Below are 23993 nucleotides of genomic sequence, written 5' to 3'. Positions count from 1 at the left end.
GCTCACACCTTCTGCGAGGCGCGCAGCGCCTGTCCGAGATCATCGATGATGTCGGAGGCGGCCTCGATGCCGACCGAGAGCCGGATCAGTTCTTCGCCGATCCCGGCGGCGGCGAGCTGGGCAGCATCCATCTGCTGATGCGTGGTCGAGGCCGGATGGATCACCAGCGTCTTGGCGTCGCCGACATTGGCGAGATGGCTGATCAGCTTCAGGCTCTCGATGAACCTGCGTCCCGCCGGACGGCCGCCCTTGATGCCGAACGAGATGATCGAGCCGGCGCCGCGCGGCAGCAGCTCCTTCGCCAGCGCATGGTCCGGATGCGATTCGAGCGTGGGATGCAGCACCCAGTCGACCGCCTTGTTCGCGGTCAGCGCCGCCAGCACCGCGCTGGTGTTTGCAACATGGCGCTCCATCCGCAGGTGCAAGGTCTCGACGCCCTGCAGCAAATGGAAGGCGTTGGTCGGCGACAGGCAGGCGCCGAAATCGCGCAGGCCTTCGGTGCGCGCGCGCATGATGAAAGCGGCGGTACCGAACTGTTCGTCGAAGACGATGCCGTGATAGCCGGCATAGGGCTCGGTCAGCTGCGGGAATTTGCCGGAGGCGCGCCAGTCGAACCGGCCGCCATCGATGATGGCGCCGCCGATCGCGATGCCGTGGCCGCCGAGCCATTTGGTGGCCGAATGCATCACGATGTCGGCGCCCTGCGTGATCGGCTGGCTGAGATAGGGCGTGGCGAAGGTGTTGTCGATCAGGAGCGGGATGCCTGCCGCATGCGCGATGGCGGAGACTTTCGGGATATCCAGCACTTCGAGGCCGGGATTGCCGAGCGTCTCGCCGATCACGAGCCGTGTGTTCGGCTTGATCGCGGCGCGGAAGCCGTCATGGTCGCGCGGCTTGACGAAGCTCGTGGTGATGCCGAAGCGGGGCAAGGTGTGGGCGAGCAGGTTGATGGTGCCGCCATAGAGCGAGGACGAGGCGACGATGTGGTCGCCGGCATTGAGCAATGTGGCGATTGCCAGATGCAGCGCCGCCTGGCCGCTCGCCGTGCAGACCGCGCCGACGCCGCCTTCGAGCGCGGCGAGCCGCTCTTCGAGCACCGCGGTCGTCGGGTTGGAGATGCGGGTGTAGATGTGGCCGGCGCGTTCGAGGTTGAACAACGCGGCGGCGTGCTCGGTGTCGTCGAACACGTAGGACGTGGTCTGATAGATCGGCACCGCGCGAGCGCCGGTCGCGGGATCCGGATGCTGGCCTGCATGCAGGCTCAGGGTCTCGAAGGCAGGCGGTTTCGGCGGCGGCATGCGGGGCTCGGCTCTTGTCTGACGTTGATCCTGCTTTCTGCCATAGATTTCATCGGGCGTCAGGGGCGGTGGCCTCATGGTTCGAGACGCGCCGCGCCCGCAGCAATTCGGCTCCGCCTTGGGCAACTCAGGGGCGCGGCGCTCCTCACCATGAGGGGCAAAAGCCGACGGCGGCACTGCACACCGGACCATGAACACGCCGAGAGGCGTGTTCATGGAGAGGGTTGAGAGCGTCGCCGCATCAGCAGCCACTTCGAGTTCAAACGTGCTGCCACGCATTCCGGCCTCATCCTGAGGAGCCCGCCGGAGGCGGGCGTCTCGAAGGATGGCCGCGCACACCGATCCCTGCACCTCGACAGTCGGTCAGGGGCGGCGCGTGAACGCCGCCCCGAGGTCGTCAGCCGAAGCTCTTCGGGAACAGGCCTGACGCGGCGATCTCCGCGACCGCGAGGCGCGGGCTCGGCTTCTCACGCTCCTTCAGCATCGCAGGCAGCTTCTCGCCGTCGCCTTTGCGTCCCACCGCGATTGCGATCTCGACCGCGAAATCATCGGGCACGCCGAGTGCGGTCTGCGCGGCGGCGACGTCGAAGCCGCTCATGCCGTGGGTGGCCCAGCCGGAGATCGCGGCCTGGTTGGCGAAGTTGGCCCAGGCGGCGCCGGCATCGAAGGAATGCGTGCGCGTCGGCGCCGGCTCGGTCTTGCCGGCCGGGATGAAGGTCTTCTTCGACAGCACGTAGACGATGGCGGCGGCGTGCTGCGCCCAGCCGCGGTTGAACTCGACCAGCGGGGCCAGGAAGGTGTCGAACTCGCTCGATCCGCGCAGCGCGTAGAGGAAGCGCCAGGGCTGCGAATTGTAGGAGGAGGGCGCCCAGCGCGCCGCCTCGATGAAGGTCAGGAGCTCGGCCTCCGGAAGTGCTTCATCGGCAAAGCCGCGCGGCGACCAGCGGTCGACGAAGATGCGGTGCGCCGGATGTTCGGTGGTGCGGTCGGTCGGCGGGACAAGATGGGTCGTCACGGGGGTCTCCTTACGTTCAGGCGCGTCATCGGGCCTCGTGCCCGGCTTCGCTGCAGAGCACAATCCTCGGTTCCTTCTCTGGCTCAAGGCGCTTTCGGAGTCCAGATCGCCAACGCAGATGTGTCCACCTTCGCCGGCAGCACGCGCTCCGCCAGGAAAGCGTCCGCGATCTTCTGCTGCTCCGACAGGCCGCCCGACGTGACGGCGCCGACCTGGTAGGAGCGGTGGCTGTTGGCCTCTTCCACGGTGGCGGCGTCGATGCCCCAGAGGCCCGCGAGCTGGCCGGCCGCTGCCGCGGGATTGGCCTTCACCCATTTGCCGGTTTCGACCAACTTGCCATAGATGACGTTGAGGACATCGCTCCGCTTGGCGGCATAGTCGGCGGAGGCGAGGTAATAGCGCTTGTAACTGGCGAGCCCGTCGCTGCCGTCGGCGAGCACGCGCGCGCCCGACTGCCGGATCGTGCTGGTCAGGAAGGGATCCCACGCCACCCAGGCCTCGACATTGTTGCTGACGAAGGCGGTGCGGCCGTCGGCCGGCGGCAGATAGGCCGGAGTGATGTCCTTGAAGGTCAGCCCCGCCTTGGCGAGCGCCGCGAGCAGCAAATAATGGCTGCCGGCGCCCTTGGTCACCGCGATCTTCCTGCCTTTGAGCTCGGCGAGCGTCTTGATCGGCGAGGCGGTCGAAACCAGGATCGCCTGCGCGGAGGGCGAGGCGGCTTCCTCGGCGACATAGGCAAGCTTGGCGCCCGCGGCCTGCGCGAACACCGGCACGGTGTCGGCGACATCGGCGCCGAAATCGAGGCTGCCGATGTTGATGGCTTCGAGCAGCGGCAGGCCGCTGGAGAATTCGTGCCAGGACACCTTGATGTCGAGCGGCGCCAGCGCCTTTTCCAGCTCGCCATTGGTCTTGAGCAGGGCGATCAGGGTGGAGGATTTCTGATAGCCGATGCGCAGGGTCTCGGCGGCGTCGGCGCGCGACGGGGCGAGGGCGCCGAACAGGGCGACGGCCATCGCCATCACGCTGCGGCGGGCCAGTCTCAGGGGGCGCGATCCGCGCGCCGGGCCGGTGAAAGATGATGTCATGCGAAATCTCCTGAAAGCCGATGCCTGCAAGCCTGAACGGATCATTCGCAGGATCGGATGCGCTGCGCAATTTTGCAGATCGATCGGGATGGAGAGGAAAGTTCTGCATTCGGCCGTTCCGCGAGAAAATCCGTCTTCCTGCCGAGGGTATTCGACGAGGCAGCCGACCGCACCCTCGCGGCGCATGGAGCGTCCGAGATGTGTCTGCCGTTCGTCCCTCCTTTCAAGAGAGGGCACAGGGAAGGCCGGGCATCGACTGATACCCATGGCCCGCGTGCAAAAAAGGAAGCACGCGGCGGTTACCACAGGATCAGCCAGACATCCGGCCTTCCCTGCGCAATGGGCTTACGGCTTATACGCGCTCTCCCCGGTGCGCCGGGCTTTCTGGCCACCGTTGCGCATGATGCTTGCGCATCAGCGCGTGATACTAGCGTCGGAGTATCAGGACCACGCGACTTCGCCGTCCGGCTCCCGTCGTTCGTCCGCATGCGTGACGCACACTGCAACGAGAACCGGCCATCGCATCCCGCACCAACGCTCCGTGACGTTCGCGAAACGCCCCTCTCGATCGGGCGGGATGGGGAGATAAGATCATGATTTCGTTAAAAAAGAAACTAGGATATTTTTCGCTGGAGGACTGGACAGGACAAATCAGCTTGAGATAGCGGGCGAATTTCGCCTTTTCGCGCATGCAGGCGCCGCCTGTCTTCTTTCGGCGCCTCCGCACGGCTGCGCAATACAGTGCCCTCGCCCCTTGTGGGCCCCTTGTGGGAGAGGGCATGTATGAAAGCTCAGCCGACTCGGTCGGGTGAGGGGTCTCCCTCCACGAGCGCGGTTCGCGGAAACATACCCCTCACCCAACCGAGTTCGCTGCTCGCTCATGCATGCCCTCTCCCACAAGGGGCGAGGGCGCAGCAACGGCCACCGTCCTCGCGGCGGAATCAGAATAATTGACATGTCGGGATCCGGGCATTTGGCTTGGAGCATGGAGTCTGAGCTCATTCGCGCCACTTCGCCAATTTGCGTGCGAATCCGTCGAACTCTGTGCAGAGGTTCCCAGCTTCACGAGGAAGAATCGCGGATGCGGGAGACAAGCCCGCGCATGACGGAGTCTCCATAGAGGCCGTTGATCGGAGACGCCCCGGCTGCAGGACTACCCGGCCTTACGCCTGTGCGGCTTGTTCGCGGCGGTGAGATAGGCGCAGAACATGTCGGCCATCGCGTCGGCATAGGCCGATATCTCGGCGCGGCTGCGTGGTGTCTCCGAGAAATGCTTGCCGACCTGGCTGAGCGTCGTCTTGACCAGGTCGGCGACGCGGCTTCGCTCGGCATCGGAGGCGTTGGGCAGCGTCTCGCGCATGAAGGCCAGCACGGCGCGATGCCCGGCCGCCTTCGCCTGCCGGGCCTCCGGCGCGTCGCGATAGAGCGGGGCGGCATCGTCGAGCGCGCCCCGTATCGCGGCCTCGTCGCATTCCGATTGCAGGAAGGCGTGGACCAGCGCGCGCAGCCGCACCAGCGGCGGACGGCTCGCATCCTCCAGGATGCCGCGCAGCAGATCCGTCGTCTGCCGCCACTCGTCGCTCTGCAGCCGGAACAGGATCGCCGCCTTGTTGGGGAAATACTGATAGAGCGAGCCGACGCTGACGCCGGCCTTCTCGGCGACGCTTGCGGTGGTGAAGCGCTGCGCGCCCTCTTTCGTCAGAACCTGAACAGCGGCCTGCAGAATGGCCGCGACGAGGTCGGCCGAGCGCGCCTGCTGGGGCTGTTTTCGTGCGGAAATCGAGGCTTTTCGGCGCGGGGCCATGGGACGTTCCGAAATGCGAATAGCGAATGCGAATGATTATTCGTATTTTGAACGGGACGCAAACGACCTACCTCCAAGATCACGGCTATCGCAGATGGAAATCCCAGGCTGTCGCGACGAACAATTTTGCTCGCTAGTTTACTCCGTCATGCCCGGGCTCGTCCCGGGCATCCATGTCTTCCCAAGCATGTCGAACGACGTGGATGGCCGGGACAGGCCCGGCCATGACGATGTCGAGAGAGACGAGCGTAAGACTGCGATCGTCAAATGCGATAGCCCTACCCTCGAGACGGAGACATCTCAATGACCACCCTGACCACCCAGCCGCTGGCCCCGCTGCTCGATCGCCTGCTTGCCGAGGCGGCGCTGCTGCGACCGGAGACGAGCCCTGTCTTCGCCGGCATGGCCGAGCGGGGCGAGGAGCTGATGCGCAGCAGGTCCGGCCATGTCGAGCTCTACACGCAATTGAAGGATTTTCCGCTTCCCGTCTCGCGCGAGACCGGCATGCTGCTCTACATGCTGGCGCGCAGCTTCGAAGCGCGCAGCATCGTCGAGTTCGGGACGTCGTTCGGAATCTCGACCTTGTTCCTGGCCGCGGCGCTGCGCGACAATGGCGGTGGCCGGCTCATCACGACGGAGTTCGAGCCGTCGAAGATCGCGCGCGCTCGTCGCAATCTGGAGGAGGGTGGGCTCGCCGATCTCGTCGAGATCCGCCAGGGCGACGCGCTGCAGACCCTGAGCAACGATCTGCCTGATACGATCGACCTCGTGCTGCTCGACGGCGCCAAGCCGCTCTATGCCGACGTTCTCGCGCTGCTGGAGAGCCGGCTCAGCGCCGGCGCGTTCATCGTCGCCGACAATGCCGATCACAGCCCCGACTATCTCGCTCATGTCCGTTCGCCAGATCACGGCTATCTGTCGGTGCCATTCGGTGCGGAGGTCGAACTGTCGATGCGGATCGGATGACGTCGGCGGTCGCGGACAAGGCGGCCGCAGAGGTCGCGCGGCGGGGGCATCAATCCGCGCGCACGCGCGAATGAGTCCGGAGTTGACGTTCGGGCGGCAATTGTTCACGACGGGACTCCCGTCAACGTCAGCAACCGCGCCCCATGCCTCGCATTCTCCTGATCAATCCCAACAGCTCGGCGGCCACGACGGCGATGATGGTGTCGATCGCGGCCGCCTGCTGTGCCGGACGGGCGGAGGTGGCCGGTGCGACCGCCACGCGCGCGCCGGCCATGATCGTCGACGCGCAGGCTCTGGCGGCATCGGTGGCGGAAGTGGTCGACATCGGCCGGGCCCATCGCGACGACTGCGATGGCATCATCGTCGCTGCGTTCGGCGATCCCGGCGCGGCCGAGCTGCGTCGCCTCGTGCCACTGCCGGTGATCGGAATCGGCGAGGCGTCGATGCGCGAGGCCGGGCAGGGCGGGCGGCGCTTCGGCGTCGCCACCGTGACGCCGGCGCTGGTGGCGAGCATCGCGCGTCTTGCGGGCGCGCTCGGGCTCTCCGCGCAGTTCACCGGCACGCGCTTGACCGATGGCGATCCCGCCGCGCTCGCTGCCGACCCCGCGCGGCTCGTCGAGGCGCTCACAGAGGCGGCGCGCGCCTGCATCGATCAGGACGGCGCCGAGGCCGTGATCATCGGCGGCGGGCCGCTGGCGCAGGCCGCCGATCGGCTGCAGCCGGAATTCGCGGTGCCGATCATCAAGCCGATCGCGGCGGCAGTGGCGCAGCTGCTGCAGCGATTGCCGGCCTGAGCGCGCGCTACGGCCGATAGCCCGCCGCCGGATGCGGCGCCGCGAGCCGGGCGCGGCCGAACATTTTTTCGCGCAACGTTCCAGGTTGATACGTCTTCTTGTAGCGGCCGCGCGCTGTCAGCTCCGGCACCAGCATGTCGGCGACATCGGCAAAGCTCTCCGGCGACAGCGCAAAGGCGAGATTGAGGCCGTCGACGCCGGTCTGCTCGATCCAGCTTTCGATGAGATCGGCGACTTTCGCGGGCGAGCCTATGAACACCGGGCCGATACCGCCGATGCCGACATGCTCGGCGACCTCGCGCACGGTCCAGACCCGGTCGGGATCGGCGCGGGTGACGTTGTCCATCGCGCTGCGGCCGGCATCGTTGAGCACGTGGCGGACCTGCTGGTCGAGGTCGTAGGTCGAGAAGTCGACGCCGGTCCAGCCCGACATCAGCGTCAGCGAGGCCTCGTGGTCGATATAGCGGCGATAGTCGGCAAATTTTGCCTCGGCCTCCGCGTCGGTCTCGCCGAGCACGACGGTGGCGATGCTGAAGATGACGATGTCGCTGCCCGCGCGGCCGGCTTCCGCGGCGGCCTGGCGGATCGCGGCGACGCGCGGCGCGATGATCTTGGCCGACGGGCCGGACATGAACACGCATTCGGCGTGACGGCCGGCGAACACGCGGCCGCGCGGCGAGGTGCCGGCTTGATAGAGCACCGGCGTCCGCTGCGGTGACGGCTCGCACAGATGGATGGCGTCGAGCTGATAGTTGTCGCCGTGATGGCCGACGCGGTGGACTTTCGCCGGATCGGTGAACACGCCGCTGGCGCGATCGCGCTTGACGGCGTCGTCCTCCCAGCTGCCTTCCCACAATTTGTAGACCACCTCCATGTACTCGTCGGCGACGTCGTAGCGGTCGTCATGCGCGGTCTGGCGCTCCTTGCCCATGCCGCGCGCGGCGCTGTCGAGATAGCCGGTGACGATGTTCCAGCCGATGCGGCCCTGCGTCAGATGGTCGAGCGTCGACATCCGGCGCGCGAACGGGTAGGGCGGCTCGTAGGACAGCGTGCAGGTCACGCCGAAGCCGAGATGCTCCGTCACCGCTGCCATGGCCGAGACCAGCATCATCGGATCGTTCACCGGCACCTGGATCGCATGGCGCAGCGCGGCGTCGGGATTGCCGCCATAGACGTCGTAGACGCCGAGCACGTCGGCGAGGAACAGGCCGTCGAAGCGGCCGCGCTCCAGGGTCTTGGCGAGGTCGAGCCAATAGGGCAGGCGGTTGTAGTCGGAAGAGCGGTCGCGCGGATGCCGCCACAGGCCGGGCGACTGGTGCCCGACGCAGTTCATCGCAAACGCATTCAACCGGATGTCCGCAGCCATGATGGTCCCTCGCATTTGTCGTGTCACCAGATGGCACGCTTCCGCTGACGTTTTCAATCGCGCGCCTGCACACGGCCGCTTGCGGCGTGCGCAGGCTTGGCTATGGTCGGGCGCGATCCAACGCGCCGCGCAGCAACGACGGCGCAGGGCGGGCCTTGACCCGGATGTGGGAGGACGAGATTGATGGCGATCCGGATCACGACGCTGGCTGCGCTGGTATTGACGTCGTCGGCTGTGGCCTCCGTCCATGCCGAGGATTTCAAGGCGAGCTGCGCCGCGCTGGCGCAAGGATTCTCCGGCAGCGGCCGCATCGTCACGGCGGAATTCGTCGCCGCGGGCGGCGTGCAGCTGGCGCCTCCGGCGCCCGCAGGCGTGACGAGCCCGGCGCCGGACCATTGCCTGATCCGCGGCAAGATCAACGAGCGCACCGGCATCGACGGCAAGCCTTACGCGATCGGCTACGAGCTGCGATTGCCCGCCACGTGGAATGGCAAGTTCGTGTTCCAGGGCGGTGGCGGCGTCGATGGTGTGCTGCGCCCGGCGCTCGGGCTGTTGACCGGCGTCACGCCGCCGAACGCGCTCTCCAACGGCTACGCCGCGGCCTCGACCGATTCCGGCCATCTCGAAGAGCCCGGGCCGCTCGGGCCCTATCTGTTCGGCCTCGATCCGCAGGCGCGGCGCGACAAGGGCTACAGCTCGATTCCGCCGGTGGCGGCCGCGGCCAAGGCCGCGACCGAGAAGCTGTACGGCAACGCGCCGCGCCGCTCCTATTTTGCCGGCTGCTCCAATGGCGGCCGCCAGGCGATGGCGGTGACGCAGCGCTTTCCCGAGCTGTTCGACGGCGTCATCGCCGGCGCGCCGGCCTATCGCGTGCCGCTCGCCGGCATCGACGTGATCGCACAGGAGCAGGCGCTGCTGGCGATCGCGCCGCCCGGCGCAGACGGCAAGCCGGATGTCGGCAGCGCGCTGACCGACGATGATCTCAAGACGGTCGCCGAGGCCGTCAACGCGGCCTGCGATGGCGCCGATGGCGCCAAGGACGGCATGGTGCAGGACGTGATGGCGTGCCGCTTCGATCCCGCCGTGCTCGCCTGCAAGGACGGGCAGAGTTCGCAATGCCTGTCCGCTCCCAAGCTGAAGGCTGTTCGATCGATGTTCGATGGCAGCCGCAATTCCATGGGCCAGCTGATCTATGCGCGCTGGCCCTACGATCCGGGCCTTGCCGCGCCGGGCTGGCGGGCCTGGAAGCTCGGTACGCCGAAATCGAGCCCGCCCAACGCACGCAACCTCACGCTCATTCCCGGCGGTGTCGCCTACGACTTCATGAGCCCGCCGGAGACGCCCGAGGACCTCGTCGCCTGGGTGCGCAATTTCGATCTCGACCGCGACCCGCAGAAGGTGATGAAGGGCGCCGGCGGCTTCGACGCCGGCATGGAATATGAGGCGGCGACCTCGACCGATCTCGACGCCTTCAAGGCCAAGGGCGGCAAGATGCTGTTCTATCATGGTGGTGCCGATCCGATCTTCTCGGCGCTCGACACCATCGATTACGTCGATCAGCTCAAGACGAAGTACGGCGCCGACGCCGACGGTTTCACGCGGCTGTTCCTCGTTCCCGGCATGAATCATTGCGGCGGCGGACCTGCGACCGATCAGTTCGACCTGCTGAGCGCGCTCGACGCTTGGGTCGAGGGCACGGCCGCGGCGCCGGAGAGGATCCGCGCCACCGCGCGCCGTGCGCCCGACGTGCCATGGCCCGGCCGCACGCGGGATCTGTGCGCGTTCCCGAAGGTCGTGACCTACAAGGGCAGCGGCAGCGTCGAGGACGCGGCGAGTTTCGAGTGCCGCTGAGCCGCGGTGAGGGTGACAGGCTGCGCTGAGATTGTATGCACGATCGCTTGATGAGCGGTTGACGCGGGTCTGTCGCATGCCGATCTGATGGGCAGCGGTTGCGTTCGTGGCCGCGCGTTGCGTTGTCTCGGTCACTTCCACGGGTCTTCATGGTTGCCGTCAAGTCGCGAGCGTTCTGCATCCTGCGTGAATTCGAACAGGCGCAGGCAGAACTGATCGGAAAGGCGGTGGCATTGAGCGACGGGAAGGCCGGTACGGTGGCGCGGCTCCATCTCGACGAGTTCCACGGGTTGCGCATCGAGCTCAGCGGCCACGAAGGACGCTGGCCGGTCTCGACCATCAAGTTCGCGCAAGCCTGAGGCCGCCGCTGCCGGCGTGCTCGGCCCATGCCAGTGGACGAATCTGTCCTGCTTCGGCTCCGGCCGACTTCGTGATCCCCCTCCGTATCATCTGATACGGAACGGGCGCCGCGCCGCGGCTAACATTCGACCGTGTGGCCTGCCGGCGGCTTGCCAATGCGGAAACGGCCACGTCTCGCGCTTTCCGATTCACCTATGTCGATGCATGAGTATGGTATATAATCTATAGTTGAGTAGTCCATAAAACAAAACCGAAAATGAGTTTGCATGGAACTGGAAGATCAGAAAAAACGGCGTCGGCGCGTCAAGCAGGCTCTGTCCTTGAGCGAGCGTCTCATGCAGATGGCACGCAAGGCGCGCGAGACGGCGGAGCGCTTGCCGCCCGGCCTCGAACAGGCCGAGCATCTGCGCCGCGCGCGTGAAGCCGAAGCGATCGCCGATCTCGATCAGGCGCTGAGAAGTCCGGTCCGCCAGCAGGCGCCACGCTCGCGCTGAGCGTCTTTGTTCGTGCACCGTCGGGTATTCGACGCGCAGCCTCTCCGGCGGTTGTTGCTTGCATCATTTTGCTGCACGGGGGCACGAATTGGTGCAGCCATCGCTGCAACAACGCGCTTGACAGGTGAGGTGTTCTAAGGGACCGTATTGTCCATGCGTTGGGCAAAGCGGCCCGTTGACGCGATACGATCAAACCATTTCCAACACCGCGCTGATCGAAGCGTGTTTGGTTGGTGGCGAGGGCGCCCTCGGCTTCACGGCCGGCGGGCGCTTTTTTGTTTTGGGACGCAGAATGACGCGGACGACGTTTCGCATCGGGGTGATGTTCTCGACGACGGGCTCGTACAGCGTCGTCGCGCGTTCGATGCTGAACGGCGCGCAGCTCGCGCTTAGCGAGATCAATTCAGGCGATGGCCCGATCGCGCTCGAGCCGGTGGTGGTCAATCCGGCCGGCGATCTCGCGCAATATCGCGCGCTGGCGCGCGAGCTGCTGAGCTCCGGCATCCGCCAGGTGGTCGGCTGCTACACCTCGTCGAGCCGCAAGGAGGTCATTCCCTGTTTCGAGAAGTTCGACGGGCTGCTCTGGTACCCGTCGCACTACGAGGGCTTCGAGAGCTCGGACAACGTGATCTACACCGGCGCGGCGCCGAACCAGCACGTGCTGCCTTTGGTCGACTATCTCGCCTCGCGCGTCGGCAAGCGCGCCTTCTGCGTCGGCTCGAACTACATCTGGGCCTGGGAGAACAACCGCATCTTCCGCGAGGCGCTGAGCGCGCGCGGCGGCAGCGTGCTGGCCGAGCGCTATCTGTCGGTCGGGGATACCGAGTTCGACCAGGTGATCGCCGCCATTATCGAGCAGCGCCCCGACTTCGTCTTCAACAACCTGATCGGCACCAGCGCCTACGCGTTCTTCCGCGCCTTTCGCGCCGCCTGCAGTGCGGCCGGGATCGACCAGGCGAAGCAGATTCCGGTCGCCAGCTGCACGCTGTCGGAGCCCGAGCTGCAGGAGATCGGCACCGAAGCGGTCGACGGCCACCTGTCGTCGAGCGTGTATTTCTCGTCGCTCAACACGGCCGAGAATGCAGCGTTCATGCAGGCCTATGGGGCCGCGTGTCCCGGCGGCCCGGTGGTCTCGGCCGATGCCGAGGCCTCCTACATCGCCGTCAAATTGCTGGCTGCCGCTCTGGCACAGGCGGGCAGCGACGAGTCGCGGCTGGTGCGCTGCGCCGTGGCCAACCAGCGGCTGCTGGCGCCGCAGGGCGAGGTGCGGATCGATCCGCAGACCTATCACGCCTGGCTGACGCCGCGCATCGGCCGCTCCTTGGCCGATGGCCAGTTCGAACTGCTGCTGGAAGCGCGCCAGCCGATCGCGCCCGATCCCTATCTCGTGCAGTCGTCGCCGCGCTTCGCGACGGCGATGCGTCCTCCGCTGCTCCGAATGGTGAAGTCATGACCTTCCGACTGCTGCAGAACTTCAAGGGCGGCCGCGCGCTGGTGATCACGCGGCGGGCAGGGTGGGAGACCACGTTGGAGACGACGCTCGCCAAGCTCGGCGTCGCCTGCGAATACCCCGAGATTGTCGACGGCCGCGCGCAGATCGACGTCGCTAACCTGCAACCGGAGCGGGACATCCTGTTCGTCGACGGCGATCTCGAAGGCGCCGTGGCCATCGAGGTCAACCCGGCCTCGAAACTGCCGCCGGTGCCGGTGATCGGCCTCGTCGGTGTCGAAGCGCCGAGCCGGCTGAAGGCGCTGGTCAATCTCGGCGCCACCTCGTTCCTGCGCAAGCCCGTGCATGGCGGCGCCGTCTACACGGCGCTGTTTCTCGGCATCAACCAGTTCCTGCTGCGCACCGAGATGTACGAGAAGCTGCAGGACCTGGAGAGCCGCCGGCGCGGCCGCCGCGCCGTCATCCGCGCGGTCGTCACCCTGATGCAGGAGACCGGTCTCAACGACGACGATGCCTATTCCGCGCTCCGCCGCGACAGCATGCGGGCGCGGCAGAGCCTGGAGCTCTATTGCGAGGAGTTCCTGAGGAGACGGGCGAGGCCGCCCGATACGCCGGAACGCACGAGCGGCATCACGCTGCAAGGCGGCAACAAGCAAGCGATGTAGGAGCATCACATGACCAGATCTGTATTGCGGGGGCTGCGCGCCGCGGCCCTCTCGGGGACGCTTGTCTTCGCGTCAGGCGCATATGCCGCCGAAGCGCCGATCAAGCTCGGCGTCCTGGAGGACCAGTCCGGCGACTTCGCCGCGGCGACCATCGGCAAGGTCCACGCCATCCAGCTCGCGGCCGAGGAGATCAACAAGGCCGGCGGCATCATGGGCCGGCCGCTCGAACTCGTGACCTACGACACCCAGTCCGACAACACGCGCTATCAGGAATTCATGCGCCGCGTGCTGCAGCGGGACAAGGTCGACGCCGTGTTCGCCGGCTTCTCCTCGGCCTCGCGCGAGGCCTACCGCCCGATCGTAGATCAGTTCAACGGCTTCGCCTTCTACAACAACCAGTATGAAGGCGGCGTCTGCGACGGCCACATGGTGGTCACGGGCGCCGTCCCCGAGCAGCAGTTCTCGACGCTGATCCCTTACATGATGCAGGCCTACGGCAAGAAGGTCTACACGCTCGCCGCCGACTACAATTTCGGCCAGATCTCGGCGGAGTGGGTGCGCAAGATCGTCAAGGAGAACGGCGGCGAGATGGCCGGCGAGGAGTTCATCCCGCTCGGCGTGTCGCAGTTCTCGCAGAGCATCCAGAACATCCAGAAGGCCAAGCCCGACTTCGTCGTGACCCTGCTGGTCGGCACCGCGCAGGCCTCGTATTACGAGCAGGCGGCGTCCGCCAACGTCAACCTGCCGATGGCGTCCTCGGTCAACGTCGGCCAGGGCTATGAGCACAAGCGCTTCAAGCCGCCGAGCCTCAAGGACATGTACGTCACCACCAACTACATCGAGGAGATCGACAGTCCGAAGAGCAAGGAGTTCACCGCCAAGTTCAAGGCCAAGTTCCCCAGCGAGCCCTATGTGAACCAAGAGGCCGAGAACTCCTATCTCGCGCTCTATCTCTACAAGCAGATGGTGGAGCGGGCGAAATCGACCAACCGCGACGAGATCCGCAAGGTGATCGCGATGGGCGACGTCTGCATGGATGCGCCGGAAGGCAAGGTCTGCATTGACCCCAAGAGCCAGCACATGTCGCACACGATCTACCTCGCCAAGGTCGGCGCCGATCATTCGATCACGTTCCCGAAGGTCTGGGAGGACATCAAGCCGTATTGGCTCGGTGACGCCGGCTGCGACCTGACCAAGAAGGATCCGATGGCGCAGTACACGCCGTCGAATCCGCCGCCGAAGCCCTGATCGGCGGGCCGTTGCCCCGGCGTCCCCTCACGCCGGGGCAACGATGTTTTTCGTTTGCGCGCGCAATCGCTTTCCAGTCAGACCCGACGGACCCATGGACATCGCAACCCTCGCATTCTCTGCGCTCTACCAGTTCGGTGACGCATTCGCCTTCCTGGTGCTGTCGGCCTGCGGGCTTGCGGTGATCTTCGGCATGATGGGCGTGATCAATCTCGCCCATGGTGAGTTCATCATGTGCGGCGCCTATGTGACCGCGGCGACCGTGCATGCCGGCCTGCCGCTGCCACTCGGCATTCTCTGCGGCACCTTGGCCTCCGCCCTGGTCGGAGTCCTCGTCGAGCTGCTGGTGATCCGGCATCTCTATGAGCGGCCGCTCGACACCATCGTCGCCACCTGGGGCCTCAGCCTGATCGCGACGCAGGGCACCTTGATCCTGGTCGGATCGACCATGGCCGGCGTCGGCACGCCGTTCGGCAGCTTCCAGGTCGGCGCCTATTCCTATTCGACCTACCGCATCGTGCTGTTCGCAGCCGCGCTCGCCGTGCTCGGCGCATTGTATGCGCTGTTCAACTGGACGCGGTTCGGCGTGCTCGCGCGCGCCACCATCCAGGTGCCGCACATGGCCGCCGCGCTCGGCGTCGACACCCGCCTGATCTACAGCCTGACCTTCGCCTGCGGCGCAGGGCTCGCCGGCCTCGCCGGTGGGCTCTATGCACCGACCATGACCCTGGTGCCGACCATGGGGGCGACCTTCATCATGGAGGCCTTCGTCACCGTGGTGATCGGCGGCGCCGACGTGTTCCTCGGCACCGCGCCGGCCGGCGGCATCCTCGCCATCGTGAAATCGGGCATGACGTCTTGGCAGGGCCAGCTGTTCGGCCAGATCGGCCTGTTGATCGCCGTGATCATCGTGGTCCGGGTGCTGCCGAAGGGCATCTCCGGCTTCGTGCTGCGCGAGCGGACCTGAGGAGCGCCGCGATGACCGGATTTCTCTCCCTGTTTCGCCGGCTCGAAGGCCCGCAGACGCTCGGTCGCGGCCCGGCGTTCTGGGCGCTATTCGCGCTCGTGCTCGCGGGCGCGCTGGCCTATCCGCTGTTCAGCGACGGCTACACCGTCGGCAACACCGTCTATTTCTTCGTCTGGGTGTTCATCGCGCTCAGCCTCAGCCTGATCTGGGGCTACGGCGGCTCGCTGTCGTTCGGCCAGACCGCGTTCTTCGGCATCGCCGGCTACGGCTACGGCATCCTGACGATCAATTTCGGCGCGTCCTACGGCTTCACCTGGATCGCGCTCTTGCTCGCCGTCGGCATGGCCGCGCTGGTGGCGGCGCTGCTCGGCTATTTCATGTTCTTCGGCCGTATCGCCGGCGTCTTCCTCGGCATCGTCACGCTCGCCGTGACCCTGATGCTCGAGCGCTTCATGGCCCAGACCGCCGGCCCGGAATGGCGCATCGGCGCCGCCCGGCTGAACGGCTTCAATGGCATGAGCGCGATGCCGCCGCTAACGATTCCCTGGTTCGGCGGCCCGATCGTGCTGTTTGCCGATGTCGGGCTCTATTACGTCGTGCTCGCGATGCTCGTGCTGGTCTATCTCGGCTTGCGCATCCTGATGAACTCCGCGTTCGGCAACGTCATCGTCGCCATCCGGGAGAACCCCGAGCGCGCGGAGATGCTGGGCTACGACATCCGGAAATACCAGCTCATCACATTCGTGATTGGCGCTGCGCTCGCCGGCCTCTCTGGCGTGCTCTACACGGTGTGGGGCCAGTACATCACGCCGTCCAGCATGGGCATGACGGCGGCGTCGCTGCCGCTGATCTGGGTCGCCGTCGGCGGCCGCAGCGATCTCACGGCAACCATCATCGGCACCTTGGTGGTGCTCTCCGGCTTCCAGGCGCTGACGATCTACGGCAGCCAGTACGCGCTAGTGTTCATGGGCGTGCTGCTGGTGGCGACGGTGCTGATCGCGCCCAACGGGCTTGTGCTCGGTGTGATCAACTGGATCACGAAGCTCGTGACCCGGCGCAAGCAGGAGGCGGCGTGATGGCGCTGCTGCAGCTCCGCGACCTCGACAAGCATTTCGGCGGCCTGCACGTGACGAATTCCGTCAATCTCGTGCTGGAGCAAGACGAGATCCACTGCCTGATCGGGCCCAATGGCGCGGGAAAAAGCACCTTGTTCCGCCTGATCCTCGGCGAGCATCATCCGAGCAGCGGCCAGATCAGCTTTGCCGGCGAGGACATCACCGCGCTGAAATCCTTCGCCCGCATCCGCCGCGGGCTCTCGGTCAAGTTCCAGGTGCCTGGCGTGTTCAAGGGCCTCTCGGTGCGGCAGAACCTCGAGATCGCGCTGCAGAGCCGGCTCAGCGGCGTCTCGCTCGCCAAGGAGATCGACAGGCTGCTGGCCTTCCTCAATCTCGAAGCCGAGCAGGCGCAGATGGCGGGCAATCTCAGCCACGGCCAGAAGCAGTGGCTCGAGATCGGCATGGCGATCGCGCTGAAGCCGCGGCTGCTGCTGCTCGACGAGCCGACCGCCGGCATGTCGCCGGAGGAGACCCACACGACCGGCGAGATGGTGCGGCGGCTGAACGCAGCCGGCATGACCGTGCTCGCGATCGAGCACGACATGGCGTTCGTGCGCCAGGTCGCGCAGCGCGTCACCGTGCTGCATCTCGGCCAGGTGTTCGCGCAAGGCTCGATCGACGAGATCGTGGCCGACGAGCGCGTCGCGGCGATCTATCTGGGGCAGGCGCATGCGTAAGGAAGTGATCCTCACCACCGTCGGGCTGCGCGCCGGCTATGGCGGCAAGCCGGTGCTGCAAGGACTGGAGATCGAGGTGCGCGAAGGCGAGATCGTCGCGGTGATCGGCCGCAACGGCGTCGGCAAGTCGACCCTGATGAAGAGCCTGATCGGGCTGGTGCCGGCCATGAGTGGCTCGATCGTCTATCGCGGCGAGGCGGTGGAGCATCTGCCGGCGCACAAGCGCGCCCGGCTCGGCATGGGCTATGTGCCGCAGGGCCGCGACGTGTTTCCGCGGCTGACGGTCGGCGAGAACATCGCAGTTGGAGCTGCGATCAAGGGCGGCGGTATCCCGGAGGAGGGGCGGCAGCGCGTCGTCGGCGCATTCCCGATCCTAAGGGAGCGCTGGAGCCAGCGCGCGGGCACCATGTCCGGCGGCCAGCAACAGCAGCTCGCGATCGGCCGCGTGCTGATCGCAGATCCGCATCTGATCCTGCTCGACGAACCTTCGGAAGGCATCCAGCCCAACATCGTGCAGGACATCGCCCGCAACATGGTCGAGCTCAACCGCCGGACCGGCGTCACCATCATCCTGGTCGAGCAGAATCTCGACATGATCCGCGCCATAGCGCAGCGCTGCTACGTCATGGACAAGGGCCGCATCACGGCGAGCCTCGCGCGCGAGGAGCTGGACGACGCCACCGAGATGCGCCGCCACCTCGCAGTCTGAAGAAACGTCAACAACGAGCACAAGGAGAACGAGCATGGCCTGGCAGTCGGAGTCGATCATGGCCCGCAAGGGCGTGGCAAAGGGTGTGCGCGGCGCGCACCATGTCATCACCGAGAAGGACCAGGGCAAGTATCACTATGTCTACGGCCCTTATGTCGGTCCCGTTCTGACCATTGATCCCGGCGCGGTCGTGTCCGCCGAGACGCACGACGCCTTCGAGGGCGCGATCAAGCACGAGACCGACAGCCCGTCGAAGATCCTGAACTTCCCGTTCCTCAATCCGCAGAACGGGCCGATCTACGTCAACGGCGCCGAGAAGGGCGACACGCTCGCGGTCTATATCGAGAGCATCGTGCCGCGGGGACCGCAGCCGCGCGGCACCACGGTGATCATGCCGGAGTTCGGCGGGCTGGTCGGAACGGGAAACACGGCGCTGCTCAATCCGGCGCTGCCGGAGCGCGTCAAGAAGCTGGAGATCACCGCGGAAAAGGGCACCGTCTGGAACGACAAGATCACGCTGCCCTATGAGCCGTTCATCGGCACCATCGGCACCTCGCCGGAGATCGAGGCGATCTCCTCGCTGGTCCCCGACTATTACGGCGGCAACATGGATCTGCCCGATGTCGGCACCGGCGCAGTCATCTATCTACCTGTGAACACCAAGGGCGCGCTGCTCTATCTCGGCGACTGCCATGCGGCGCAGGGCGACGGCGAACTGTGCGGCGTCGCGATCGAGCATCCGACGGTCACGACCGTGCAGGTCGACCTTATCAAGGGCTGGCACATCGCCTGGCCACGGCTGGAAACGAAGGACTTCATCATGACCATCGGCTCTGCCAGGCCGATGGAGGACGCGGCACGCATCGCCTATCGGGAGCTGTGCCGCTGGATGGCGGCCGACTACGGTTTCGAGGAGATCGACGCCTACATGCTGCTGACGCAGGCCGGCCGCGTCCGGCTCGGCAACATGGTCGATCCGAAATACACGCTCGGCGCCTCCATCAAGAAGCAGTTCCTGGTCTGAGAGCGAAGCGATGTCGTCGAAGGTCAAGGTCGCCACCGTCCAGTTCGAGCCGACATTGGGCGAGAAGGAGCGCAACGTCGCAGGCTTGCTCGAGCTCTGCGAGCAGGCCGCGTCGTCCGGCGCGAAGCTGATCGTGACGCCGGAGATGGGCACGACTGGCTATTGCTGGTACGATCGCGCGGAGGTGGCGCCCTTCGTCGAGAAGGTGCCGGGCTCGACCACGCATCGCTTCGCGGCGCTGGCCAAGCGGCACGGCTGCTTCATCGTCATCGGCATGCCCGAGGTCGATGACGACGACATCTACTTCAACAGCGCGGTGCTGATCGGCCCCGACGGCGTCATCGGCCGGCACCGCAAGACCCATCCCTACATCTCCGAGCCGAAATGGGCCGCGGCCGGCGACCTGCACAACCAGGTGTTCGAGACGCCAATCGGCCGCATTGCGCTGCTGATCTGCATGGACATCCATTTCGTCGAGACGGCGCGGCTGATGGCGCTCGGTGGCGCCGACATCATCTGCCACATCTCGAACTGGCTGGCCGAGCGCACGCCGGCGCCATACTGGATCAGCCGCGCCTTCGAGAATTCCTGCTACGTGATCGAGAGCAACCGCTGGGGGCTGGAGCGCACCGTGCAGTTCTCCGGCGGCAGTTGCGTCATCGCGCCCGACGGCACGTTGCCGGCCGTGATCGACAAAGGCGACGGTGTCGCGTTCGCCGACATCGATCTGGCTCCCGCGCGGGCGCGGCGCGTGCTCGGCGAGCCCGTGTTCGCGCAGCGCCGGCCGGAGCTCTATCCGGAGCTGCTGACCAACACCTATAGCTGGAACCCGCGCGATTTCTTCGGCCTCTACGGCCATGAGCCGTGGCCGGTGGGCAAACGCTCCCGCGTCAGCGTGGCGCAGTTCGCGCCGACATCCGATGTGGCCGCCAATCTCGAGCGCATCGCCGGGTTGGCTGCGGCCGCGAAGGGCGAGGGCGCCGAGCTGGTGGTGTTTCCGGAACTTGCGGCAACGGGGCTGACCGATCCGGCCGGAACGGCCGAGCCGATCCCGGGCCGCATCACGGCCAGGCTCGCCGAGCTCGCAGCGGGGCAGGGGATGACCGTCGTTTGCGGACTTGCGGAACGAGACGGGAACACCATCTATAATTCAGCCGTCCTGGTCACCCCTGACGGTAAAATCACCACCTACCGCAAGACGCACCTCACGATGGCCGAGCGCGGCTGGGCCACGGCGGGAGACGAATGGGCGGTCGTCGATACCCCGATGGCGCGGATCGGCATCCTGATCGGCCATGACGCGGCGTTTCCGGAAGCGGGCCGGGTGCTCGCATTGCGCGGCTGCGACCTGATCGTGTGTCCTTCGGCGGTGAAGGGGACCTTCAGTGCGGCGCATGCGGGGACGGAGGTGATGCAGCCGTCACCGATCCCGACCGGGGCCGACGCGCATCATTGGCATCACTTCCGTGTTCGCGGTGGCGAGAACAACGCCTACTTCGCATTCGCGAATGTGTGCGACGCGGCGAATGAGGATCGCGGGCTCAGCGGCGTGTTCGGTCCGGATACGTTTGCGTTTCCGCGCCGCGAGGCGATGGTCGAGCGCGGGGAGGGGATTGCGACGCTCGAGATCGACACCAGCAATCCCGACAGCGTCTATCCGACCAACGTCGTCCGGCGGAAGGATCTCGTCTGCATGCGCATGCCGCACTCGTATCGTGCGCTGGTGCAATCGAAGGCGAGCAATTTCTAAGCTTGCGCGCGCCATCCGTTCCAAAATGGAACGGATGCGGCATGCGACGGCGCGCAGAGCGGGGTGCGACAGCGCTGTCCACATTTCTTCACAGCCGTCGCAAAAAGTTCTTGCACGGGATGCGGCGTCGCACTATCTCACCACCACGCCAGCCGGACATCACTGATGACTGAGGCCCCCGAACTTCCGGGACCAACGTTGTTTTCTTTGATGTTTCTTCTTCCGACTGGCTCTTGAGTTTTTCTTCAGAAAATCTCTTGACGGTCTCGAAAAATCAGCTATTTGAAGCGCCCCGGCAACGGAGACTTCGACGGCGAAAGAGACCGAAGAAGATGCACTAATTAGTTCGGAGCGACCGAGTTCGCGAACTAACAAGTGCGGGCTGTTTGACAAGTGAAGATGAAGAAAGAGAAACGTGGACGGCGGAGTCCTTGCGGGTCTCGGGATTGAGAGCTTCGGCTTTTGGTTCTGGGATCGGACGAGAAGACTTCGGCGGACAATGTTTCAAAGGTAACACCATGGTTTTCGCGCTGTGAAGCGTGGAGATCGATTGGTGGGACCTCGTCAAACGTTGTGATCAGCCGGTTCAAAGCTTCAAGTTCAACTTGAGAGTTTGATCCTGGCTCAGAGCGAACGCTGGCGGCAGGCTTAACACATGCAAGTCGAGCGGGCGTAGCAATACGTCAGCGGCAGACGGGTGAGTAACGCGTGGGAACGTACCTTTTGGTTCGGAACAACACAGGGAAACTTGTGCTAATACCGGATAAGCCCTTACGGGGAAAGATTTATCGCCGAAAGATCGGCCCGCGTCTGATTAGCTAGTTGGTGGGGTAATGGCCCACCAAGGCGACGATCAGTAGCTGGTCTGAGAGGATGATCAGCCACATTGGGACTGAGACACGGCCCAAACTCCTACGGGAGGCAGCAGTGGGGAATATTGGACAATGGGGGCAACCCTGATCCAGCCATGCCGCGTGAGTGATGAAGGCCCTAGGGTTGTAAAGCTCTTTTGTGCGGGAAGATAATGACGGTACCGCAAGAATAAGCCCCGGCTAACTTCGTGCCAGCAGCCGCGGTAATACGAAGGGGGCTAGCGTTGCTCGGAATCACTGGGCGTAAAGGGTGCGTAGGCGGGTCTTTAAGTCAGGGGTGAAATCCTGGAGCTCAACTCCAGAACTGCCTTTGATACTGAAGATCTTGAGTTCGGGAGAGGTGAGTGGAACTGCGAGTGTAGAGGTGAAATTCGTAGATATTCGCAAGAACACCAGTGGCGAAGGCGGCTCACTGGCCCGATACTGACGCTGAGGCACGAAAGCGTGGGGAGCAAACAGGATTAGATACCCTGGTAGTCCACGCCGTAAACGATGAATGCCAGCCGTTGGTGGGTTTACTCACCAGTGGCGCAGCTAACGCTTTAAGCATTCCGCCTGGGGAGTACGGTCGCAAGATTAAAACTCAAAGGAATTGACGGGGGCCCGCACAAGCGGTGGAGCATGTGGTTTAATTCGACGCAACGCGCAGAACCTTACCAGCCCTTGACATGTTTGGGACCGGTCGCAGAGACGTGACCTTCTCTTCGGAGCCCGAAACACAGGTGCTGCATGGCTGTCGTCAGCTCGTGTCGTGAGATGTTGGGTTAAGTCCCGCAACGAGCGCAACCCCCGTCCTTAGTTGCTACCATTTAGTTGAGCACTCTAAGGAGACTGCCGGTGATAAGCCGCGAGGAAGGTGGGGATGACGTCAAGTCCTCATGGCCCTTACGGGCTGGGCTACACACGTGCTACAATGGCGGTGACAGTGGGAAGCTAAGGGGCAACCCTTCGCAAATCTCAAAAAGCCGTCTCAGTTCGGATTGGGCTCTGCAACTCGAGCCCATGAAGTTGGAATCGCTAGTAATCGTGGATCAGCACGCCACGGTGAATACGTTCCCGGGCCTTGTACACACCGCCCGTCACACCATGGGAGTTGGCTTTACCTGAAGGCGGTGCGCTAACCAGCAATGGAGGCAGCCGACCACGGTAGGGTCAGCGACTGGGGTGAAGTCGTAACAAGGTAGCCGTAGGGGAACCTGCGGCTGGATCACCTCCTTTCTAAGGATGGCTCTTCAGCATGATCTTCGGATCGACTGGTCTTCGGATTGGTCAGCTATCGAGCTGTTTTAGAAACATCAGGGACCAACACGATCGCCAGATCGGGTTGAGTTCCATTGGCGGGATTTCGCCGTCTTCGTTTCTCTTTCTTCGCGGACGAACACGCTGCCTGAGGGCTTGCGCTGTGCAGGGTCTGGCGCGTGAGCGCCGGTCGCGCCGGTGCGAACGGGCCTTTCGAGCGTTACGGGCTTGTAGCTCAGTTGGTTAGAGCGCGCGCTTGATAAGCGTGAGGTCGGAAGTTCAAGTCTTCCCAGGCCCACCAATCTTCGCGCCTGCCGGCGCTATTGCCTGGCAAGCCATTTGGTAAGCCAATCGTCTCGACGATCGCGCTACATTGCATTCGTCTTTCCGAGTATGGGGCCTTAGCTCAGCTGGGAGAGCGCGTGCTTTGCAAGCATGAGGTCGTCGGTTCGATCCCGACAGGCTCCACCACGCTTCGCCCTTCGGGCTACGCGTGGCGCGGCCAGAAAGCTGCTGCTAGCGTGTTCAAATTCGTCCGCGAGACAACATTTCGCATTGTCTGGTCCTCACCGGGACTTCAGGCAACTGCGTGTTATCTGACATCGTGAAGAGGAGATCGATCCGAGTAGGGTCGTGCAATGAGGGCCACCGCGCAAGCGGTCCGCACCTCGACTTTGCACCGACGCCTTCACTATCTCCGGGTCATTTCGGCGCAAGCTGAACGCTGTGAAGCGGGCTGCTTGTTGTAAATGACTCTGTTGGCTGCGCTTGACCGCACGGCCATCGGTTCGATCTTAAGAAGCAAGCTGGTCTTTCTAATCAGTGTCCTGCAGCTCACTAACGCCTGGTCCTTCGGGGGCAGGTGAGTGGCTGACAACATTCTGCCGAGTGTGTGGACATTGATAATGAGAGCAATCAAGTGCCTTAAGGGTGTTCGGTGGATGCCTTGGCGCTGAGAGGCGATGAAGGACGTGCTACGCTGCGATAAGCCGTGGGGAGCTGCGAAGAAGCTTTGATCCGCGGATTTCCGAATGGGGAAACCCACCTTCGATAGCCGGAACTCCAAGACCTTGGTCTTGGGGTTCGATTGGGAGACCGAGAGACTTCAAGATCATGATGACGAAAGTCGTCGAGGTTTTGGATTTCCGGTTATCAAGAGAAGGTATGAGACTTCTGAATCCATAGGAGGTTTCAAGCGAACCCAGGGAACTGAAACATCTAAGTACCTGGAGGAAAGGACATCA

Annotated in this window: 19 protein-coding genes, 2 tRNA genes and 2 rRNA genes (1 of these 23 running past the window's edge); 18 read left to right on the top strand and 5 right to left on the bottom strand. The window is 64.7% G+C overall.

What is annotated here, in order from left to right; translation table 11 throughout:
* Positions 1 to 2: 2 nt before the first annotated feature.
* The 4 genes from ACQR1B_RS13205 to ACQR1B_RS13190 form a co-directional block, all read right to left on the bottom strand.
* Entirely contained in the window at positions 3 to 1298 is a 1296-nt protein-coding gene (locus ACQR1B_RS13205) for an O-acetylhomoserine aminocarboxypropyltransferase (protein WP_434831681.1), read from the bottom strand.
* 397 nt (positions 1299 to 1695) lie between these two features.
* Positions 1696 to 2313, bottom strand: coding sequence for a nitroreductase family protein (locus tag ACQR1B_RS13200; RefSeq protein ID WP_434831682.1), 618 nt, complete (start codon positions 2311 to 2313; stop codon positions 1696 to 1698).
* A gap of 83 nt (positions 2314 to 2396) precedes the next feature.
* Complete coding sequence (locus ACQR1B_RS13195; RefSeq protein WP_434831683.1) at positions 2397 to 3398, bottom strand: aliphatic sulfonate ABC transporter substrate-binding protein; 1002 nt, start codon at positions 3396 to 3398, stop codon at positions 2397 to 2399.
* Positions 3399 to 4551: 1153 nt separating this feature from the next.
* Complete coding sequence (locus ACQR1B_RS13190; RefSeq protein ID WP_434831684.1) at positions 4552 to 5202, bottom strand: TetR family transcriptional regulator; 651 nt, start codon at positions 5200 to 5202, stop codon at positions 4552 to 4554.
* A gap of 303 nt (positions 5203 to 5505) precedes the next feature.
* Here ACQR1B_RS13190 and ACQR1B_RS13185 point away from each other — a divergent pair, with 303 nt between their 5' ends.
* A complete protein-coding gene (locus ACQR1B_RS13185; RefSeq protein ID WP_434831685.1) occupies positions 5506 to 6168 on the top strand; it encodes an O-methyltransferase in 663 nt (220 codons plus the stop codon).
* 143 nt (positions 6169 to 6311) lie between these two features.
* Positions 6312 to 6962 carry an aspartate/glutamate racemase family protein gene (locus ACQR1B_RS13180; protein ID WP_434831686.1) on the top strand — a complete coding sequence of 217 codons (651 nt, stop codon included), beginning with the start codon at positions 6312 to 6314 and terminating at the stop codon, positions 6960 to 6962.
* A gap of 7 nt (positions 6963 to 6969) precedes the next feature.
* On the opposite strand, the gene ACQR1B_RS13175 is transcribed toward ACQR1B_RS13180, so the two are convergent.
* Complete coding sequence (locus ACQR1B_RS13175; protein WP_434831687.1) at positions 6970 to 8328, bottom strand: LLM class flavin-dependent oxidoreductase; 1359 nt, start codon at positions 8326 to 8328, stop codon at positions 6970 to 6972.
* A 183-nt stretch (positions 8329 to 8511) separates the two neighbouring features.
* On the opposite strand from ACQR1B_RS13175, the gene ACQR1B_RS13170 reads away from it, so the two are divergent.
* The 16 genes from ACQR1B_RS13170 to ACQR1B_RS13095 form a co-directional block, all read left to right on the top strand.
* Positions 8512 to 10179, top strand: coding sequence for a tannase/feruloyl esterase family alpha/beta hydrolase (locus ACQR1B_RS13170; RefSeq protein WP_434831688.1), 1668 nt, complete (start codon positions 8512 to 8514; stop codon positions 10177 to 10179).
* 149 nt (positions 10180 to 10328) lie between these two features.
* Positions 10329 to 10538, top strand: coding sequence for a PRC-barrel domain containing protein (locus tag ACQR1B_RS13165; protein WP_434831689.1), 210 nt, complete (start codon positions 10329 to 10331; stop codon positions 10536 to 10538).
* Between the two features lie 336 nt (positions 10539 to 10874).
* On the top strand, positions 10875 to 11033 hold the full coding sequence (locus tag ACQR1B_RS13160; RefSeq protein WP_434831690.1) for a hypothetical protein: 159 nt from the start codon (positions 10875 to 10877) through the stop codon (positions 11031 to 11033).
* Positions 11034 to 11325: 292 nt separating this feature from the next.
* Positions 11326 to 12486 (top strand): transporter substrate-binding domain-containing protein, encoded by a 1161-nt coding sequence (locus ACQR1B_RS13155; protein ID WP_434831691.1) that lies wholly within the window; start codon positions 11326 to 11328, stop codon positions 12484 to 12486.
* Positions 12483 to 13148: an ANTAR domain-containing response regulator gene (locus ACQR1B_RS13150; RefSeq protein ID WP_434831692.1), complete on the top strand. Its 666-nt coding sequence runs from the start codon at positions 12483 to 12485 to the stop codon at positions 13146 to 13148. Before ACQR1B_RS13155 ends, ACQR1B_RS13150 begins: the two co-directional genes overlap by 4 nt.
* A 9-nt stretch (positions 13149 to 13157) precedes the next feature.
* Positions 13158 to 14396: an urea ABC transporter substrate-binding protein gene (locus ACQR1B_RS13145; protein WP_434831693.1), complete on the top strand. Its 1239-nt coding sequence runs from the start codon at positions 13158 to 13160 to the stop codon at positions 14394 to 14396.
* A gap of 94 nt (positions 14397 to 14490) precedes the next feature.
* Positions 14491 to 15363 (top strand): ABC transporter permease subunit, encoded by an 873-nt coding sequence (locus ACQR1B_RS13140; RefSeq protein WP_434831694.1) that lies wholly within the window; start codon positions 14491 to 14493, stop codon positions 15361 to 15363.
* Between the two features lie 11 nt (positions 15364 to 15374).
* Positions 15375 to 16439, top strand: a complete 1065-nt coding sequence (locus ACQR1B_RS13135; protein ID WP_434831695.1) for a branched-chain amino acid ABC transporter permease — start codon at positions 15375 to 15377, stop codon at positions 16437 to 16439.
* Positions 16439 to 17155, top strand: coding sequence for an ABC transporter ATP-binding protein (locus ACQR1B_RS13130; RefSeq protein WP_434831696.1), 717 nt, complete (start codon positions 16439 to 16441; stop codon positions 17153 to 17155). The genes ACQR1B_RS13135 and ACQR1B_RS13130 overlap by 1 nt, the downstream gene beginning before the upstream one ends.
* Complete coding sequence (locus ACQR1B_RS13125) at positions 17148 to 17864, top strand: ABC transporter ATP-binding protein (protein ID WP_434831697.1); 717 nt, start codon at positions 17148 to 17150, stop codon at positions 17862 to 17864. The genes ACQR1B_RS13130 and ACQR1B_RS13125 overlap by 8 nt, the downstream gene beginning before the upstream one ends.
* A gap of 34 nt (positions 17865 to 17898) precedes the next feature.
* The gene (locus ACQR1B_RS13120) at positions 17899 to 18888 is read left to right on the top strand and encodes an acetamidase/formamidase family protein (protein WP_434831698.1); all 990 of its coding nucleotides are present in this window, start codon (positions 17899 to 17901) and stop codon (positions 18886 to 18888) included.
* 10 nt (positions 18889 to 18898) lie between these two features.
* Complete coding sequence (locus tag ACQR1B_RS13115) at positions 18899 to 20638, top strand: nitrilase-related carbon-nitrogen hydrolase (protein ID WP_434831699.1); 1740 nt, start codon at positions 18899 to 18901, stop codon at positions 20636 to 20638.
* A 601-nt stretch (positions 20639 to 21239) separates the two neighbouring features.
* Positions 21240 to 22728 (top strand): 16S ribosomal RNA (locus ACQR1B_RS13110).
* Between the two features lie 245 nt (positions 22729 to 22973).
* Positions 22974 to 23050, top strand: a tRNA-Ile gene (locus tag ACQR1B_RS13105).
* A 94-nt stretch (positions 23051 to 23144) separates the two neighbouring features.
* A tRNA-Ala gene (locus ACQR1B_RS13100) sits at positions 23145 to 23220 on the top strand.
* A 442-nt stretch (positions 23221 to 23662) separates the two neighbouring features.
* Positions 23663 to 23993, top strand: a 23S ribosomal RNA gene (locus ACQR1B_RS13095); it runs 2528 nt beyond the window's last position.
* Together the 16S and 23S rRNA genes with 2 tRNA genes alongside form the textbook arrangement of a ribosomal RNA operon.

Origin of the sequence: Bradyrhizobium oligotrophicum (genome assembly GCF_051168495.1) — a bacterium.
In the GTDB taxonomy this organism is placed as follows: Bacteria; Pseudomonadota; Alphaproteobacteria; order Rhizobiales; family Xanthobacteraceae; genus Bradyrhizobium; species Bradyrhizobium oligotrophicum_A.
The sequence above is the reverse complement of the archived record's forward strand: the minus strand, read 5'-3'. Positions and strand labels throughout refer to the sequence as shown.

Bases quoted from the DNA above. Each gene is read 5' to 3' on its own strand.
- ACQR1B_RS13140 (WP_434831694.1), top strand. From the start codon at position 14,491: ATGGACATCGCAACCCTCGCATTCTCTGCGCTCTACCAGTTCGGTGAC.
- ACQR1B_RS13170 (WP_434831688.1), top strand. From the start codon at position 8,512: ATGGCGATCCGGATCACGACGCTGGCTGCGCTGGTATTGACGTCGTCG.
- ACQR1B_RS13180 (WP_434831686.1), top strand. From the start codon at position 6,312: ATGCCTCGCATTCTCCTGATCAATCCCAACAGCTCGGCGGCCACGACG.
- ACQR1B_RS13205 (WP_434831681.1), bottom strand. From the start codon at position 1,298: ATGCCGCCGCCGAAACCGCCTGCCTTCGAGACCCTGAGCCTGCATGCA.
- ACQR1B_RS13120 (WP_434831698.1), top strand. From the start codon at position 17,899: ATGGCCTGGCAGTCGGAGTCGATCATGGCCCGCAAGGGCGTGGCAAAG.
- ACQR1B_RS13185 (WP_434831685.1), top strand. From the start codon at position 5,506: ATGACCACCCTGACCACCCAGCCGCTGGCCCCGCTGCTCGATCGCCTG.
- ACQR1B_RS13190 (WP_434831684.1), bottom strand. From the start codon at position 5,202: ATGGCCCCGCGCCGAAAAGCCTCGATTTCCGCACGAAAACAGCCCCAG.
- ACQR1B_RS13125 (WP_434831697.1), top strand. From the start codon at position 17,148: ATGCGTAAGGAAGTGATCCTCACCACCGTCGGGCTGCGCGCCGGCTAT.
- ACQR1B_RS13195 (WP_434831683.1), bottom strand. From the start codon at position 3,398: ATGACATCATCTTTCACCGGCCCGGCGCGCGGATCGCGCCCCCTGAGA.
- ACQR1B_RS13165 (WP_434831689.1), top strand. From the start codon at position 10,329: ATGGTTGCCGTCAAGTCGCGAGCGTTCTGCATCCTGCGTGAATTCGAA.
- ACQR1B_RS13175 (WP_434831687.1), bottom strand. From the start codon at position 8,328: ATGGCTGCGGACATCCGGTTGAATGCGTTTGCGATGAACTGCGTCGGG.
- ACQR1B_RS13130 (WP_434831696.1), top strand. From the start codon at position 16,439: ATGGCGCTGCTGCAGCTCCGCGACCTCGACAAGCATTTCGGCGGCCTG.
- ACQR1B_RS13145 (WP_434831693.1), top strand. From the start codon at position 13,158: ATGACCAGATCTGTATTGCGGGGGCTGCGCGCCGCGGCCCTCTCGGGG.
- ACQR1B_RS13150 (WP_434831692.1), top strand. From the start codon at position 12,483: ATGACCTTCCGACTGCTGCAGAACTTCAAGGGCGGCCGCGCGCTGGTG.
- ACQR1B_RS13160 (WP_434831690.1), top strand. From the start codon at position 10,875: ATGCAGATGGCACGCAAGGCGCGCGAGACGGCGGAGCGCTTGCCGCCC.
- ACQR1B_RS13135 (WP_434831695.1), top strand. From the start codon at position 15,375: ATGACCGGATTTCTCTCCCTGTTTCGCCGGCTCGAAGGCCCGCAGACG.
- ACQR1B_RS13155 (WP_434831691.1), top strand. From the start codon at position 11,326: ATGACGCGGACGACGTTTCGCATCGGGGTGATGTTCTCGACGACGGGC.
- ACQR1B_RS13115 (WP_434831699.1), top strand. From the start codon at position 18,899: ATGTCGTCGAAGGTCAAGGTCGCCACCGTCCAGTTCGAGCCGACATTG.